The 16,031-nt window shown below is 65.1% G+C and carries 14 protein-coding genes; 11 read left to right on the top strand and 3 right to left on the bottom strand.

The genetic code is table 11. From position 1 onward, the window contains the following. Nucleotides 1-40: 40 nt before the first annotated feature. The 11 genes from CT676_RS06680 to CT676_RS43885 all read left to right on the top strand — a co-directional run bounded on the left by CT676_RS06680 (nt 41) and on the right by CT676_RS43885 (nt 12,275). Nucleotides 41-1,039, top strand: a complete 999-nt coding sequence (locus CT676_RS06680) for a tripartite tricarboxylate transporter substrate-binding protein (RefSeq protein ID WP_135214131.1) — start codon at nt 41-43, stop codon at nt 1,037-1,039. Between the two features lie 219 nt (nt 1,040-1,258). Next, nucleotides 1,259-2,854 (top strand): NAD-dependent malic enzyme, encoded by a 1,596-nt coding sequence (locus tag CT676_RS06685; protein WP_244623101.1) that lies wholly within the window; start codon nt 1,259-1,261, stop codon nt 2,852-2,854. A gap of 201 nt (nt 2,855-3,055) precedes the next feature. Next, nucleotides 3,056-3,448, top strand: coding sequence for a BlaI/MecI/CopY family transcriptional regulator (locus CT676_RS06690; protein WP_014493096.1), 393 nt, complete (start codon nt 3,056-3,058; stop codon nt 3,446-3,448). Continuing rightward, the gene (locus CT676_RS06695) at nt 3,445-5,964 is read left to right on the top strand and encodes a M56 family metallopeptidase (protein WP_135214133.1); all 2,520 of its coding nucleotides are present in this window, start codon (nt 3,445-3,447) and stop codon (nt 5,962-5,964) included. The genes CT676_RS06690 and CT676_RS06695 overlap by 4 nt, the downstream gene beginning before the upstream one ends. Before the next feature lie 62 nt (nt 5,965-6,026). Further along, the gene (locus CT676_RS06700) at nt 6,027-8,039 is read left to right on the top strand and encodes a serine hydrolase (RefSeq protein ID WP_244623081.1); all 2,013 of its coding nucleotides are present in this window, start codon (nt 6,027-6,029) and stop codon (nt 8,037-8,039) included. A 185-nt stretch (nt 8,040-8,224) separates the two neighbouring features. Further along, nucleotides 8,225-9,706, top strand: coding sequence for a DUF1800 family protein (locus CT676_RS06705; protein ID WP_135214134.1), 1,482 nt, complete (start codon nt 8,225-8,227; stop codon nt 9,704-9,706). A gap of 2 nt (nt 9,707-9,708) precedes the next feature. Further along, nucleotides 9,709-10,959, top strand: coding sequence for a DUF1501 domain-containing protein (locus CT676_RS06710; RefSeq protein WP_135214135.1), 1,251 nt, complete (start codon nt 9,709-9,711; stop codon nt 10,957-10,959). Nucleotides 10,960-10,989: 30 nt separating this feature from the next. Then, entirely contained in the window at nt 10,990-11,157 is a 168-nt protein-coding gene (locus CT676_RS43875) for a hypothetical protein (RefSeq protein ID WP_166101541.1), read from the top strand. 152 nt (nt 11,158-11,309) lie between these two features. Further along, nucleotides 11,310-11,825 carry a septal ring lytic transglycosylase RlpA family protein gene (locus tag CT676_RS06715; protein ID WP_085401556.1) on the top strand — a complete coding sequence of 172 codons (516 nt, stop codon included), beginning with the start codon at nt 11,310-11,312 and terminating at the stop codon, nt 11,823-11,825. Nucleotides 11,826-11,936: 111 nt separating this feature from the next. Further along, nucleotides 11,937-12,092 (top strand): hypothetical protein, encoded by a 156-nt coding sequence (locus CT676_RS43880; protein WP_014493103.1) that lies wholly within the window; start codon nt 11,937-11,939, stop codon nt 12,090-12,092. A 6-nt stretch (nt 12,093-12,098) separates the two neighbouring features. Beyond that, nucleotides 12,099-12,275, top strand: coding sequence for a hypothetical protein (locus CT676_RS43885; protein WP_167767957.1), 177 nt, complete (start codon nt 12,099-12,101; stop codon nt 12,273-12,275). Nucleotides 12,276-12,414: 139 nt separating this feature from the next. On the opposite strand, the gene CT676_RS43890 is transcribed toward CT676_RS43885, so the two are convergent. The 3 genes from CT676_RS43890 to CT676_RS06730 form a co-directional block, all read right to left on the bottom strand. Beyond that, on the bottom strand, nt 12,415-12,720 hold the full coding sequence (locus tag CT676_RS43890; RefSeq protein WP_014493104.1) for a hypothetical protein: 306 nt from the start codon (nt 12,718-12,720) through the stop codon (nt 12,415-12,417). A 111-nt stretch (nt 12,721-12,831) separates the two neighbouring features. Then, a complete protein-coding gene (locus CT676_RS46235) occupies nt 12,832-13,104 on the bottom strand; it encodes a hypothetical protein (RefSeq protein ID WP_063979744.1) in 273 nt (90 codons plus the stop codon). 130 nt (nt 13,105-13,234) lie between these two features. Continuing rightward, a complete protein-coding gene (locus CT676_RS06730) occupies nt 13,235-15,925 on the bottom strand; it encodes an alpha/beta hydrolase fold domain-containing protein (RefSeq protein WP_135214136.1) in 2,691 nt (896 codons plus the stop codon). Between the last annotated feature and the right edge of the window lie 106 nt (nt 15,926-16,031).

Below are 16,031 nucleotides of genomic sequence, written 5' to 3' on the forward strand. Positions count from 1 at the left end.
CCCGCTGACAACATGCGGGCGATGAAAAAGGGTGGATGGAATGCAGGGGCTGTGGGCCGGACTACGCGGTCATGTGATCGTCATTTGCGCATTGATCGGATCCGCGGCGTGGGCCGGACCGGCGGGCGCTCAGCCGTTCCCGTCGCGCCCCATCACCCTCGTGGTGCCGTTCGCGGCGGGCGGCCCGACCGACACGCTGGCGCGGATCCTGTCCGAGCGGATCGCCGCTCAACTGCACACGACCGTCGTGGTCGAGAACGTGGCCGGTGCCTCCGGCAGCATTGCGGGCGCCCGCGTCGCGCGCGCGACGCCTGACGGCACGATGATCACGATCGGCCATTGGGGCACGCATGTGCTGAACGGCGCGATCTTCAAGCTGCCCTATGATGTGATCGCCGATTTCGAGCCGGTCGCGACGATCGCGATGGGAACGCAGCTGATCGTCGGCCGGAAATCGCTCGAGGCCAACAATCTGAAAGAGATGATTGCGTGGCTGAAGGCCAGCCCCGGCAAGGCGACTGCTGGCACAGCTGGTGCAGGCACGGGCGCGCACGTCGCAGGCGTCTTCTTCAAGGAGAAGACCGGGACCGATTTCCAGTTCGTGCCTTATCGCGGCGCCGGACCCGCCATGATCGATCTCGTCGCAGGCCAGATCGACATCATGTTCGATCAGGCCTCGAACTCGCTGCCGCAATACAAGAACGGCGCGATCAAGGCGTTCGCAGTGACGTCGCCGACGCGGCTCGCGTCCGCGCCTGATATCCCGACCGTCGACGAGGCGGGCCTGCCCGGTCTCTACATCTCCTACTGGCACGGCATCTGGGCACCGAAGAACACGCCGAAGGAGATCGTCACAAAGCTCAACGCGGCCATCGTCGCGGTGCTTGCCGATCCCGTTGTCAAGCAGCGTTTCGCCGAATTGGGGCAGGAGATTCCGCCTGCCGACCAGCAATCGCCTTCGGCGCTCGGCGCATTCCAGAAGGCAGAGACCGAGAAATGGTGGCCGATCGTGAAGGCCGCGGACATCAAGCCCGAGTAGTCCAGCTGCGTTAACCTCCTCTCGCGCGCAAATGCCCGCTTTTCGCGAAATCTCGCTGCGGTGCGAGATCACAATCGAGCCTTGAGTCTCTACGTCCTTGATCTCAGGTGAGCGCTGGCCGACAATGCTTGCCCTTCAATAAGAAACTTCCTGGGGGAATTCGTGAATAGACCTGCTCGGGTCAGCGCCCATTCGACATCATCCGACCCCGCTCACGGCATGACGCTGCTGCGCGATCCCTTGCTCAACAAGGGCACCGCCTTCACGGAAGCGGAGCGCGACGCGCTCGGCCTTCGCGGCCTGCTGCCGCCCTGCGTGCTGACGATGGAGACGCAGGTCGAGCGCGTGCTTACCAATCTGCGCACGCTGCCGACGGACCTTGAAAAATACGTCGCGCTGAATGCGCTGCATGACCGCAACGAGGCGCTGTTCTTCCGCGTCGTCGTCGACAATATCGACGAGATCCAGCCGATCATCTACACCCCGACGGTCGGGCTCGCCTGCCAGAAATACGGCCTGATCTTCCAGCGGCCGCGTGGCATGTTCATCTCATCGCGCGATCGCGGCCAGATCGCCGAGATCCTGAAGAACTGGCCCTATCCGGCCAAGCTGATCGTCGTGACCGATGGCGAACGCATCCTTGGGCTGGGCGATCTCGGCGCCAATGGCATGGGCATCCCGGTCGGAAAGCTCTCGCTCTATTCCGCCTGCGCCGGCGTGCATCCCGAGCATTGCCTGCCGATCGTGCTCGACGTCGGCACCAACAACGAAGAGCTCTTGAACGATCCCTATTATCTTGGACTGCGCGAGCGGCGGCTCACCGGCGAGGCCTATGATAGCTTCGTTGACGAGTTCATGCAGGCCGCGCGAAAGACGTTTCCGGGCGTGCTGATCCAGTTCGAGGATTTCGCCAATCACTCGGCGTTCAAGCTGCTGCACAAATATCGGGACGAGGCCTGCGTCTTCAACGACGACATCCAGGGCACCGCGGCCGTGGCACTCGCCGGCCTGTTCTCGGCGCTGCGCGTCAATGGCGGCAAGCTCAGGGATCAGCGCATCCTATTCCTCGGTGCAGGCGAGGCGGCAACCGGCATCGCCGATCTCGTCGTCTCCGCCATGATGACGGAGGGAATTTCCGAGGCGGAAGCTCTCCGGCGCAACTGGCTGGTGGATTCCCGCGGCCTCGTCGTCGGCGGCCGTGACGGCCTCTCGGGCCATAAGCTGCGCTATGCCCATGCCGGCCAGGCGCCGATCGCCGATTTCCTCACCGCGATCAAGACGCTGAAGCCGACGGCGATCATCGGTGTGGCCGCGGTCGGCGGCGCCTTCACGCCCGAGGTGCTCAAGGCGATGGCCACGCTCAACGAGCAGCCGATCGTGTTCGCGCTCTCCAACCCGACCTCGAAGGCCGAATGCTCGGCCGAGGATGCCTACCGCTATACCGAGGGCCGCGCACTGTTCGCCTGTGGCAGTCCCTATGATCCGGTGACGCTCAACGGCCGCACCTTCGTGCCGCGCCAGGGCAACAACTCCTACATCTTCCCCGGCGTCGGCCTCGGCGTCATCGCCAGCCGCTCGCGCCTGGTGACGGACGAGATGTTCATGGCGGCCGCCCATACGCTCGCCGATTGCGTCGGCAAGGAGGACCTCGCGCAGGGCAGCCTCTATCCGGCACTCCCTCGCATTCGCGAGGTCTCGGCCCGCATCGCCGTTGCGGTGGCAGACGTCGCCTACCAGCGCGGTCTCGCCGACGGACCCGCACCCAACGACGTGAAGGGCCTGGTCCAGTCCCAGATGTACGAGCCGCAGTACTGACTGCCTCCACATCGTCATGGCCGGGCTTGTCCCGGCCATCCACGCTTTGCCGCGCGGGACGAAGAACGTGGATGCCCGGGACAAGCCCGGGCATGACGGCATAGCAACACCATTTCAGGTGGAATCGCCGTTGCGCGGCGCGGCCGCATATGCGACGATCTGTAGCGTTACAAGAAAACTCAATCCGCAAGGTCAGATGCCATGGACGATCGTTTGCCCGAACTGGGCGACCTCGAGCACGAGGTCATGCAATTGGTTTGGGCCCATGGTCCCGTTACGGCCGAGGTCGTGCGCGAGCGGCTGTCGCGGCGTCTGAAGGAATCCACGGTCCGCACGGTGCTGCGCCGGCTGGAAGAAAAGGGCTATGCTCGGCACACCGTGGACGGACGCACCTATGTCTATCACGCTGCAGAAGAGCGCGCGCGGGTCGCGGCCAAGGCGGTGCAGCGTATCGTCGACTGGTTCTGCAACGGCTCGATGGAGGAAGTCCTCGTCGGCATGGTGGACAATGCGATGCTCGACCAGCAGCAGCTGCGTACACTGGCCGACCAGGTGGCCAAGGCGAAGAAGGCGAGGGGAGTGAAGAAAGAATGATCGCAACTCTGGCTGAGGCGGCGCTACGCTCCTTCGTGCTGGGAGGCGTCGTCTGGTTCGGTCTCAACCTGTTTCGCGTGCGCAATCCGCACGTCCACATGACGGCGTGGGTCGTCGTGCTGCTGGCATCGCTGGCGATGCCCTTCGTGATGCATTGGCCGACGCTGACGATCACCCGGATGCCTCTGCCGGTATCCGTACCGGATGATTTCCTGCCGGCCGACGTCTCGATGCCGGAGGCCCTGCAACCCGCGCTGCCGATTCCGCCGGGCGCTGCTGTCGTGGCGCCGGCAAAAGCTGCTGTATCGATCAATTGGTGGCTGGTCGCCACCATCGTCTATGCCGGCGTCGCCGGCGCGTTGCTGCTGCGGCTGGCCATCGGTCTCTGCCTGACCTGGCGTCTGGCACGCGCGGCAAGGCCGATGAGCGGCCCGCAGCTGATCGACGCCGACGTGCGCGTCAGCCGCGAGGTCGGCGGTCCCGTCACGTTCGGCTCGACCATTCTGGTGCCGCCGCAGTTCTCCGGCTGGGATGCGAAGAAGCGCCTCGCGGTGCTTGCGCATGAGGGCGCGCACGTCGCCAATCGCGATTTCTATGTCCTGCTGCTCGCCTCGCTCAACCGTGCAGTGTTCTGGTTCAGTCCGTTCTCGTGGTGGCAGCTCGCGCGCCTTGCCGAGCTCGCCGAGATTATCAGCGACGCCGAGGCGATCGAAGTCATCGACGACCGGTGGTCCTATGCCGAAATCCTGCTCGATGTCGCAACCAGCGTAAATCCGCGGCCGGTGGAGCTCGCGATGGCGCGGGTATCGACCGTGCGCGCCCGCGTCGAGCGCATCATCGCGGCCGCCGCCATGCCCGTCGCGGTCGGCTGGCGCAAGCGGCTGTGGATCGCGGCCGCGATCATTCCGGCTGTGATCGTGTCCGCCGGCATGATCGCCTATCGCACCCCGGATCCCGTGCCCGTCGCCGCGGATACCGGCGAGGTGCCGGCAGAGCATTACCGCCCCTTCGTCAATTTCTACGCCATGGGTCCTGCCTCGGTGTTCGCCATCTTCCGCGAGGGCGACGACCTCTACGGCCAGCTCACCGGACAGCGCAGGCTGCGCCTGACGGTTGGCAGTGACGGCACCGCGGCCTATGCGGCCTCGTCCGGCGAGATCACGTTCCCGCTCGATGCGGAGCGCCGCTCCTCCGAGCTGACGCTGCGCATGAACGGCCGCGATATCCGCGCGGTTCGCGTCGCCGAGATGCCGACGGCGGCCGTCGATCCTGCATCGCTCGATCAATATGTCGGCTGGTACAGGATCGCGCCGAACCGCGTGCTCACCCTGCGGCGTGACGGCGATCGTCTCTGGTTGCGTGAGACGGGGCAGGGCGCAACGCAGGTCCTCGCCGAGGGCGCTGACGCCTTCTCCTTCCGCGGCGACCATCTCTTGATCTTCCTGCGCGACGAGCAGTCGAAGGTTGCACGCGTGCTGGTGCAGAGCGCGATGTTCGGCGCTCGCCTCGCGCCTCGCGTCGATGCAGCGGTGGCCCAGGCGGTCGAGGCGGATTTCACGCGCCGCCTTGCGGAAGTTCCTGACAGGTTCAGGGAGCAGGTCCCGGTCGCCGGCGGCAAGGAGATGATCTTGCGCGGGATTGAAGACTTACGCCGCGGCACGCCGAACTACGAACGCATGAGCGCGCCGCTCGCAGCCAAGGTCCACCGGCAGCTCGATGAAATGCGGGGGACGTTCCAGGCGCTCGGTGCGGTGGAATCGCTCTTCTTCCGTGGCGTCGGCCCCGGCGGCTACGACATCTATGGCGCGAAGTTCGAGAACGGCACGGCCGAATTCCGCCTGATGCTCGAGCCCGACGGCAAGGCCGGCGACGTGCTGTTCCGGGCCGACGGCAATGACGAACTCGGCGGCATCGTCTCCTGTTCGGAGGAGGCGAGCGTGCGCGGCCGCGCCGGCACCTCGCCGATCAGGATCATGGTCTACAACGAGATGGGCGAGGACCTTCAGGTCTTCAATCTCGACGCCAGCGGCAATCGTAGGATGCAGAGCGTCGTCAGGCCCAACGCGACCTGGGCCTCCACGACCACCGTGAACAATCCCTGGATGATCGCCGACAAGTCGGGGCGCTGCCTTGAGGTTCTGGTGCCGGGCCGGCAGACGCGCTTCCACAACGTCGAGGCGTCAAACCTCGGTGCGCGTCCCGGCCGCGCCGCGCGCCGCGCCGTTCCGATCGCCAATGGTGAGGAGATGCTGCGCCGCTACATCGATAGTGTCGGCAAGGGCCAGCCGGACTACGAGCATATGACGTCGGAAGTGGCGGACATCACGCGCCAGCAGCTTCCGTTCGATCAGGCGATCCTGGCGCGGCTCGGCGCGTTGCGTGCGGTCTCCTTCCGCGGTGTCACGGCGCTCGACAGCGACATCTATGTCGCGCAGTTCGCCAACGGCTCGGCGGAATGGCGCATCGGCGTCAGGAACGGCACGATCACGAAGATCGCGCTCGGACCCAATTTCTAACGGTTCACATCTGCCGCAGGAGTGCCTGTTCAGATTTGTTGTGCTTCTGCGGAGACTGCGGAATGAGACTCGTCGCATCGATGTGGGCGATTCCCGTTGTGCTTTGCCTGTCGGGGACGGCGTTCGCCGATGACCTCGCGACGCCGGGCGATGCGAAAAGCCTGGGGTTCTCGGCCGCGCGTTTGGCGCGGATCGCGCCGTGGTATCAGGCGCGCTTCGATTCTTTCTCGCCGTCGGACGGCCTTCTCCCCGGTGCCGTCGTCGCAATCGCGAAGGGCGGCAAGCTCGCCTATTTGCAGGCCATCGGATTTCAGGACCGCGCCAAGACCGTCCCGATGAAGACGAATTCCATCTTCTGGATCGCCTCGATGTCCAAGCCGGTGGCCAGTGTCGCCGCCATGATTCTGGTGGATGAGGCCAAGCTCGACCTCGACGCGCCCGTCTCGCAATATCTGCCGGAGCTTGCGAACATGCGGGTCGCTTTCCAGAAGGCGGACCCGGCGACAGGCGAAATGGAGTACGGGCTCGGTCTGCCAAAACCAGCAAAACGTGCGATGACGGTTCGCGATCTGTTGCGCCATACGTCTGGCCTGATCTATCCGGAGCTCGATTTTGCCTACCCGGAACCGGGCCTTGCCGACGCAAGCGCCGACTTCGGGATCCGGACGATCCATGGGCTCTACGGCTTGAGGGCCGTGCGGAGACGCGACACGACGTTGGCGGAATTCGTGTCGAGCCTGGCCCGCCTGCCGCTCGCGCACGAGCCCGGCGAGGTCCATGAATATGGCTGGAGCGCCGAAGTGCTGAGCCGGGTCGTTGAAGTGGCGTCCGGTCAGCCCTTCGATCAGTTCCTGGAGAGCCGCATCTTTGGGCCGCTGCATATGGTCGACACCGGCTTCTTTGTACCGAAGGAGAAGCTCGATCGGCTGGTCGATTCTCCCATGCCGGAACGGCCGCCGATCTGGGATGTCACGACGCCGCCAAAGTTGTTTTCCGGCGACGGCGGACTCGTATCGACCGCGCCCGACTATCTCCGCTTTTGCCAGATGCTGCTCAATGGCGGCGAGCTCGATGGCGTGCGCGTGCTCAGCCCGCATGCGGTGAAGCAGATGACGACGAACGCACTGCCATCGGGTGTCACCATCTTCGGAGGTGACGAGGTTGGCGCCCGCGCGGGAACAACCTTCGGGCTTGGCTTCGCCATCCGCGCCGATCCGGTCCAAAGCTGGATCCCGGGAGCGGTCGGGAGCTTTTCCTGGGCTGGACATTGGAGCACGTATTTCTGGATCGATCCGGCGGAGCAATTGATCGGCGTACAGATGGTCCAGGCGACGCCCGGCAGCAAAGCGCGCCAGGCGGTGCTGTATTCGGGGATCAATCACCTCGTCTATGGCGCATTGACAATTCCCGAGTCGACCGCCGTCCCGCCGGCTGAGCCGGTGACCCTGAGCCCGGGATTGCTCGCCGATTATGCCGGAACCTATGACTTCGGCGCCACGGTGAGCTCGCGTGACAGGCAGGGCCTGGCCGATGGCAAGACCGGATGGCTTGGAATCGGGAATTTCGTCGCCATGGAGCAGGAGGGGCTGAGGATCAACAAGCCGAACCCTGGCGGCGGCCCCGCAACCAAGGTCGGTGTGACGGCGGGTGACCTCATCACTGAAATTGACGGCGCGCCGCTGAGAGGCCTCGCGCTCGCCGATGTCCTGGCCAAGCTGCGAGGGCCAGCCAACTCGACGATCAAGATGAAGCTCGTCCATAAGGGGCAAGACGGCGTGAACGACCTCAGTGTCGTGAGAGCCGACCGCCGTGTCAATTCGGTCCGGCTTCAGGTTCGCGTCGCGGAAGGCAAGCTCGTCGCGGAAGCGACGGGGGTCTGGCCGGTCCTCGAATTCGAGAAGGGCAAGGCGACCCCGTTCGTGGCGACATCAAGCAACGAATTCACCGCAGCCGACGAAGATCGTACCCGGATCGCTTTCGTCAGGGACGCCGCGGGCAAAGTCTCTGGGCTCATCTTGAATCCTGGGCCTTGGGAGCAGCACGCGGCGAAGATCGCGCTCGGGCCGAATTTCTAGGCCTCTCACGCGCGTCCGCCGGGCAGCGGATGCGCGCTTGTTCTACCGAGATAGTGCAGCGGCGTTTTCAATCCCGGCTTGCGCAAGCCGATCTCTAGTGTTACGGTCTGTAGCATTACGGTTCGTAGTCCGCACGCGGCAACATCGCGCTGCCGTCGGGTGGCTCGGAGAATTGGGCGTTCGCCATGAGCAATTCTGCAAAGGCTGAAGCGGTGCTGGCGCTTCATCGGTTCGGGATGGGGCCGCGACCGGGATCACTTGCGGCTGTCGGGACCGACCCGCGCGGCGCGTTGATCGCAGAGCTCGATCGGCCGCTCGCATTGAGCGCCGCCGCCAGCCTTCCCACCAGTGCGAAGGCCTATCGCACAGTGGCCGATGCCAATGCACGGCGAGCCGCGCGCGCCAAGCAGGCGCAGCAACAGGCCAAGAAGCAGCAGGTGGCCGCGGTGCCAACTGCTCCGGGTGACCAGGCTCAGGCTCAGGCGCAGACCGAGGGGCAAGCGCCAGCGCAGGGCCAGGAGAAGGATGCTGCCGAGATGGCGGCCAAGCAGGCGGCCGACGCCGTTCCCGATCCCGGCCGTCCGATCTACTTGCAGGAAGCCAAGCTGCGCATCGAAGCCGCGCTCGCCGCCGACATCGGCTTCGCCGAGCGGCTGGTGTGGTTCTGGTCCAATCATTTCTACATCTCGGCCTACAAGATCCAGAGCATGTCGGGTGCTTACGAGCGCGAGGCCATTCGCGCAAATGCGCTCGGCCACTTCGTCGATCTTCTGCTGGCGGTCGAAGGCCACCCGGCGATGCTGTTCTATCTCGACAATCTGGGCTCGATGGGCGCGAACTCGATCGCCGGCATCAACCGCAGCCGCGGCCTCAACGAAAACATTGCGCGTGAGATCATGGAATTGCACACGCTGGGTGTGCGGACCGGCTACACCCAGGACGACGTGATCAGCTTCGCCAATGTGTTGACGGGATGGACGCTTGTTCCGCCCGGAGACAATCCCGAGCACGGCGGCGAATTCACCTTCAATCCGCGGCTGCACGAGCCCGGCGGGCAGACCGTGCTCGGCAAGCGCTACGAACAGGAGGATGCCGAGCAGGGCCGCGCCGTGCTGCGCGACCTCGCTGCGCATCCGGCGACCGCGACCCATGTCGCAACCAAGCTCGTACGGCATTTCGTGGCCGACGAGCCGCCTCCGCCACTCGTCGAACAAATGGCGAAGACGTTCCGCGACACCGAGGGCGATCTCAAGCAGGTCGCGATCACGATGGTCTCGTCGGACGACGCGTGGCGCGGGTCGCCGTCAAAACTGAAGCGTCCGAGCGAATGGGGCGTTGGCATGGTGCGCGCGACCGGGATTACGGTCGTCGACCCCACGCGTTTCACGGCGGGCCAGGAGCTGCTCGGCGAAGGGCTGTGGCGGCCGTCGGCGCCCAAGGGCTATCCGGATGACGAGGCAAGCTGGATCGACGGCATTGGCCGGCGGCTCGACATCGCCAACAATTTTGCCGAGCGCGTGGCGGCCACTGCTGATCCGCAGGGGATCATCGAGGACGTCTTCGCATCGCAGATCGCGCCCGAAGTGAAGCAGGCGGTCGGCCGCGCCGAGAGCCGCCAGCAGGCGCTGGCGCTGCTGTTCATGTCGGCAGATTTTCAGAGGAGGTGAGCATGGGCTTCGTCAATCATTTGCCCACGCGGCGCGAGCTTCTGGTCGGCTCCGGTGCGCTGTTCGCGTGGAGCCAGATGCCGCGGATCGCACGTGCCGAAGGGCGCGATCCGCGCCTTCTCGTCGTCGTCCTGCGTGGCGCGCTCGACGGTCTCGGTGCGGTCGCGCCGGTCGGCGATCCCGACTGGGTCGGCTTGCGCGGCGATCGCGCGCTGGTGCTGGACGGCAAGCCGCCGGCATTGCCGCTCGATTCCTTCTTCGCGCTCAACCCGGCGATGCCGAACCTGCACCGGCTCTACAAGACCGGCAAGGCCGCAATCGTCCATGCTGCCGCGACGCCCTATCGCGAGCGCTCGCATTTCGATGGCCAGGACGTGCTGGAGAGCGGGTTCACCAAGCCCGGTGCCACCGCATCGGGATGGCTCAACCGCGCGCTGCTCGCGATGGAGTCGGGTGGGCGCGTCGATCCGCGCGGCAGCCGTGCGCTCGGCATCGGCTCGGTGACGCCGCTGGTGGTGCGCGGCTCGGCGCCCGTCATGACATGGGTGCCGCAAAAACTGTTACCGGCGAGCGAGGACACGCAGAACCGCCTGCTCGATCTCTACCAGCACACCGATCCGAAGCTTGCGACCGTGCTCCAGGCACGCATGAAGCTCGCCTCGCTCGGCGGCGCGCCCGGCACGGGCGATCCGATGTCGGACGATCCGACATTGATGCCGCCCGGCATCGCGCGCGTGCGCGCCTACTTCGCCGAAGCCGCCGGCACCGCCGCGCGCTATCTCGCCAAGCCCGACGGCCCGCGCGTCGGCGCCATGGGCTTCGTCGGCTGGGATACGCATATCGCCGAAGGCGCGGCGTTGGGCCAGCTCTACAATCTGCTCGGTGCGCTCGATGGCGCCTTTGCGGCGATCGAGACCAACATGGGCGAGGCGTGGCGGGAGACGGTCGTCGCCGTCGTCACCGAGTTCGGGCGCACCGCGCGTATCAATGGCACGCAGGGCACGGATCACGGCACCGGCACGGTCGCCTTCCTCATTGGCGGCGCGCTCGCCGGCGGCCGCGTGATCGCGGACTGGCCGGGACTGAAGTCCGCGCAACTGTTCGAGGATCGCGACCTCAAGCCGACCACCGATCTCCGCGCTGTGCTGAAGGGCCTGCTCAGGGACCATCTGCGCGTCGAGCAGAAGGTGCTGGCGGATGCGGTCTTCCCCGGCAGTGCTGACGTCAAGCCGATGGGCGGCCTCGTCGGCTGACGGCGCGGCCTGCGCAACCGGATCGGGTCCATGATGTGCACACTGACGCAACGGGAACTCGACTTTCTCGCCAGTCTGAAAACCGGCTGGCGGCGGCTCTATCGGCGCGAGCTGATGCGGCTCCTGAAGGGTGACACCGAGGCGAGCGACGCGCAGCTGGAGACGCGCCCGATCGTCTGGCGTGTTGTATCGGGTTAGTTTTTCGCGAGTCTGGCTCGACTTAGGACACGCCACTGTGGTGGAATCGCCACAGCCGGCGCGAAACGGTCGTGGCCCTAAGCCTGCTTTCCTTCAGCCAAGGTTCTGCCCTCATTGCCCGCCGAAACTCCGGGCAGTTCGGAGGGCGTACCATGTCTCGCATTGCACGTGCCGAAAGTGCCCGAATTTCCCTCGCAAGCTCATGCCGGTTGCTGCTCGCCATCGTCGGTGCCGCATCGCTCGCCGCCTGCGCACAATCGCCGGTCGGCCGCCAGAAGGCCGATCTTGGCACCAATCGGCAGGCTGCAGTCCAGCGGCCCCATAGGGTAGCGGCCTTGCATCCGCGTCCGATCAGCCGGGTACGCGTCCCCGACCGTGACGCAAAGCAAACCGCTTCGCACGGCGTTGCCAGCTTCTATTCGGACACGGAGACCGCGAGCGGCGAGAGGTTCGACAAGAACGAATTGACCGCGGCGCATCCCAGCCTGCCGTTCGGCACCAAGCTGCGCGTCACCGATGTCTCCTCAGGCCGCTTCGTGACCGTCAGGGTCAACGATCGCGGGCCCTATGTTCGTGGGCGCGTGGTCGACATCTCGCCGTCCGCGGCCGAGGCGCTCGGCATGGTCGACAAGGGCATCACCAATGTCCGGCTCGACGTGGTGCGATAGAGATTGATTGACTTGAGCCGCCCCGCTTAACCGAGTGTTAGTCGCCCTGGCGCACCATGAGTGCCCAAACAAGTCGGGGCTCCAATTTGGAGTCCTCGGGGGAGGCGGCGTTTGAACACGATCCAGTATCTCGAAGATCAGGCCGCGCGCGCCGAGCGGCTCGCCAAACGGATCACGGATACGCTGACGATCGAAAAGCTCCTGACCTTCGCCGGCGAACGCCGCCGCGAAATCGAGGTCATCGCCGGCAAGTATCGGCGCGCCTGATAAACCATGCACTGGACGCATTCGCCCTCGCTGCGAGGCGCGGAACTTCTGTTCGTCTCTGGCGTCAAGTCATTGATGAATGTGGAGGAGGAAGTCATGGGTTTTGGACGAGGTGCTTTGCTTTGGCTGCTTGGCGTGCCGCTGCCGATCGTTCTGCTGCTGGCATTGTTCTGGCACCACTAGAGCATGATCCAGAAAGCGTGACGTGTTTTTTCCGATAAGATCACGTATCAAACAATGATGTTGCCACACGAAAAGCGCCGCGGAAGCGGCGCTTTTTTTTGCCTGCGATTTGAGACGTATCAACGAGGACGAGGCGCGGTCAGCTATGGCTCTCGACGAAGTCGCTGAGATAGTCGGGAAGCCGGACGCCATCGATGTCGCAGCGCGCCTTGATCTCGCCGGCGATTTCGGTCGAGATGTCCTTCATCCAGTGTTCGAGCGTGTTGAACGAGATCACCTTGATCGGATCGTTGAAGCAGCCGGCGACGAGCTCGCCGATCGTCGCTTCAAGATCGCTTCGTTCGATGCGGATTTCAGTCGCCTTGTCGCGGCGATCAATCACCACGAACAGGGTCTGGTCTGCGCCATAGGGCACGACCGCGGATGGTACGCCGGCTTCAAGCATCTTGGGGCTCTCGTCTCGACTTCCGATCCCGGTTAACGGGAAAATCCGGTAGAAGGTTCCTGCCTCGTGAAAAGCTTGTCGCGCGCGTGCAGCTTCCGCGTCTGCACGCAATCAGAGAAATTCTCTCAACCGCGATAGCTCGATGACATGCTCGGGCGAGAGGATATCGGTGACCAGCGGCGGCTGCGCAATCGTGTGAATCTCATAGAGATGCCTGGTCGTGGCCGGCTTCTCCATGAAGGCCGATATGCACTGGTCGAGCGTACCTTCGCTCACCTGATAAGAATCCCTGTCCGGTCGGCGCTGGTTCGCAAGCGACGGCCATTTATGCAGGGTTGCAGGCGCTCCGAAATCGACCTTTGAATCCGCAACCACGTCTCCCATCGTCCCTCACGCAACAAAAATTGCCCCAACACGCGGATCTGCGTGCCGGGGCCCACACCTATCACTGCATCTTAATGCCAAGCGCTTAACGCAGCAGCCGGGAAAAGGTTCCCGGCCGCCTTGTCGCAAATCAGCTCGCGGCCGCCGCGATTCTGTGGCCCGGGCTGGCATGATCGTGGCTATCCTCATCGCCGCGGCTGACTTTCGGCGGAAGCCCGGCGAAGCGCCGCAGGGCTTCGGCCATCTGCACCCGACCCGCTACACCGGTGATCACCACGTCGACCATCGCAAAGGACGAGTGGAAATGGCCGCGCGCCCTGAGCTGCTCGACCGGGACGCCGGCGGCCGCCATTGCCTCGGCATAGGCGATGCCCTCGTCGCGCAACGGGTCGAATTCGCAGGTGACGACCAAGGCCGGCGGCAGGCCGGCGACGTTGCCGCGCAGCGGCGAGACGCGCGGATCGGTGCGGTCGGCCGGTGAGCAGTAGAGGTCCCAGAACCAGTACATCAGCGAGCGCGTCAGGAAATAGCCGGTCGCATTGTCGTTGTAGGAGGGCCGGTCGAAGGTGCAGTCGGTGACCGGGCAGACCAGGAGCTGGCCGGCGATCTCAGGCCCGCCGCGATCGCGCGCAAGCTGGCAGGTGACGGCGGCGATGTTGCCGCCGGCGCTCCAGCCTGCGACCAGCACCGGGCCCGGCCTGCCGCCAAGCTCGGTCGCGTGCTCGGCGATCCAGCGCGTTGCCGCATAGCCGTCCTCGGCTGCGGTCGGGAAACGATGCTCGGGCGCGTGGCGATAGCCGACGCTGACGAACATCATGCCGGTCCGCCGCACCAGATCGCGGCAGAGCGGCTCGTCCGATTGCTCGTCGCCGAGCACCCAGCCGCCGCCGTGGAAATAGACCACGACCGGATGGGGCCCCGGCGTTGCCGGCTTGTAGATCCGGTAAGGCAGCGGGCCGTCCGCGCCGGGCAGCGTGCCGTCGACGATTTCGCCGATCGGCCGTCCCGCGGGCCGGCCCTTGTTGAACTCGTTGACGAAGGCGCGTGCGCCGAGCGCGCCCATCGACTCGATCGGCGGCAGGTTCAGCGATGCCAGCAGGTTCAGCACCAGCCGCACATCAGGCTGCAGGCATACCACCTCGCCGTCGTTGCATTGCGCGGCGCCGTTGGGGCCGGTCAGCTTGAAGCCGAGCATGCCGCGGGCCGTGACCTCGTCGCAAATGCTACGATAGGGGCCGACGCCGCCGGTATAAGGCATCAAGCCCTGCACCTTGCCGGGAACGTTAGCGCCCGTGTACCAGGTGTTGGCGAGCCGGTGCAGGGTCACCATCGAACAGTCCGTCATGTGCCGGCCCCAGCCGGCCTGCGCCGTCTCGGTCGGCTCGATCGTGGTGAAGCCGGCGTCGCGCAGCGCAGCGACGCGGTCGACGACCCAGTCGACATGCTGCTCGATCGACACCGCCATGTTCGACAGCACCGACGGGCTGCCGGGCCCGGTGATCATGAAGAAGTTGGGGAACCCTTCGACCGTGACCCCGAGATAGGTCTGCGGCCCCTGCGCCCAGACATCGGTCAGCGACTTGCCGCCGCGTCCGGTGATCGGATGCACGGCGCGGATCGCGCCGGTCATGGCGTCGAAGCCGGTCGCGAACACGATGACGTCGACATCGACGCTGCGCCTGGCCGTCGTGATGCTGTTCGCGGTGATCGCCTTGATCGGCTCCTGGCGCAGATTGACCAGCGTGACGTTCGGCCGGTTGTAGGTCGCGTAGTAATTGGTATCGAGGCAGGGGCGCTTTGCGCCGAAGGGATGGTCGTGCGGCATCAGCGCCGCCGCCGTCTCCGGATCCTTCACGGCAGCGCCGATCTTCTCGCGGATCAGCTCGCCGATCAGCGCATTGCCGTTGAAGTCGACGCCCTGGTCGGCCCAGAGCTGCGTCAGGATGTGGACGAGGTCGCCGGCTGCCCAGGCACGTTCGAACCGCTCTCGACGCTCGGCATCGCTCAATTGCCAGCTCACGACGGTCTGCTGCGGATAGGGCACGCCGGTCATCGACTGTCGCGCCTGCTCGCGATAGGCCGCGCGGTCGCTCTGGAAAATATCCATGCGATCGGATGGCGAGGGGCCGTTATGCGCCGGCAGCGCGAAGTTTGGCGTGCGCTGGAACACGGTCAGATGCGCGGCCTGCTCGGCGATCAGCGGGATCGACTGGATGGCCGACGACCCTGTGCCGATCACGGCGACGCGCTTCCCGGCGAGATCGACGCCGTCATGCGGCCAGCGCCCGGTGAAATAGACTTTGCCCTCGAAATCCTTGACGCCGTCGATCTCCGGCGGCTTCGGTGCGGAGAGGCAGCCTGTGGCCATGATATAGTGGCGGCAGGAGACCGGCGTGCCGCTGCTCGTGGTGAGCTGCCAGCGCTCAGTCGCTTCATCCCATTTGGCTTCCGTGACCTTGGTCTTGAAGCGGATATCGCGGCGCAGATCGTAGCGGTCGGCGACGAAGCCGAGATAGCGCAGGATCTCGGGCTGGGTCGCGTACTTCTCCGACCAGGTCCACGCGTTATCGAGCTCCGGATCGAAAGTGTAGCTGTAGTCGATGGTCTGGATATCGCAGCGGGCGCCGGGATAGCGGTTCCAGTACCAGGTGCCGCCGACATCCCCGGCTTCCTCGAGGGCGACCGCCGTGAGGCCGGATTTGCGCAGGCGATGGAGAAGATAAAGGCCGGCAAATCCGGCACCGACCACGGCAACGTCGACTTGTTGGGCTGTTCCACTCGCCGCTTTGGACTCACGTGCGGCGACCATTGCGTCTGGCATGGTATTCCTCCCGTGTCTTTTGTTTTGCCGGCAGGCTATCGCCGCAGGCTTGGCTTGTCATCAGGACAGGTACAATCTTCGGTAGTCGTTTGCGGCACCATCGTGG

The organism is Bradyrhizobium sp. MOS001, from assembly GCF_004634465.1.
Taxonomy (GTDB): Bacteria; Pseudomonadota; Alphaproteobacteria; order Rhizobiales; family Xanthobacteraceae; genus Bradyrhizobium; species Bradyrhizobium barranii.

Bases quoted from the DNA above. Each gene is read 5' to 3' on its own strand.
- CT676_RS06680 (WP_135214131.1), top strand. From the start codon at position 41: ATGCAGGGGCTGTGGGCCGGACTACGCGGTCATGTGATCGTCATTTGC.
- CT676_RS06685 (WP_244623101.1), top strand. From the start codon at position 1,259: ATGACGCTGCTGCGCGATCCCTTGCTCAACAAGGGCACCGCCTTCACG.
- CT676_RS06690 (WP_014493096.1), top strand. From the start codon at position 3,056: ATGGACGATCGTTTGCCCGAACTGGGCGACCTCGAGCACGAGGTCATG.
- CT676_RS06695 (WP_135214133.1), top strand. From the start codon at position 3,445: ATGATCGCAACTCTGGCTGAGGCGGCGCTACGCTCCTTCGTGCTGGGA.
- CT676_RS06700 (WP_244623081.1), top strand. From the start codon at position 6,027: ATGAGACTCGTCGCATCGATGTGGGCGATTCCCGTTGTGCTTTGCCTG.
- CT676_RS06705 (WP_135214134.1), top strand. From the start codon at position 8,225: ATGAGCAATTCTGCAAAGGCTGAAGCGGTGCTGGCGCTTCATCGGTTC.
- CT676_RS06710 (WP_135214135.1), top strand. From the start codon at position 9,709: ATGGGCTTCGTCAATCATTTGCCCACGCGGCGCGAGCTTCTGGTCGGC.
- CT676_RS43875 (WP_166101541.1), top strand. From the start codon at position 10,990: ATGATGTGCACACTGACGCAACGGGAACTCGACTTTCTCGCCAGTCTG.
- CT676_RS06715 (WP_085401556.1), top strand. From the start codon at position 11,310: ATGTCTCGCATTGCACGTGCCGAAAGTGCCCGAATTTCCCTCGCAAGC.
- CT676_RS43885 (WP_167767957.1), top strand. From the start codon at position 12,099: ATGCACTGGACGCATTCGCCCTCGCTGCGAGGCGCGGAACTTCTGTTC.
- CT676_RS43890 (WP_014493104.1), bottom strand. From the start codon at position 12,720: ATGCTTGAAGCCGGCGTACCATCCGCGGTCGTGCCCTATGGCGCAGAC.
- CT676_RS46235 (WP_063979744.1), bottom strand. From the start codon at position 13,104: ATGGGAGACGTGGTTGCGGATTCAAAGGTCGATTTCGGAGCGCCTGCA.
- CT676_RS06730 (WP_135214136.1), bottom strand. From the start codon at position 15,925: ATGCCAGACGCAATGGTCGCCGCACGTGAGTCCAAAGCGGCGAGTGGA.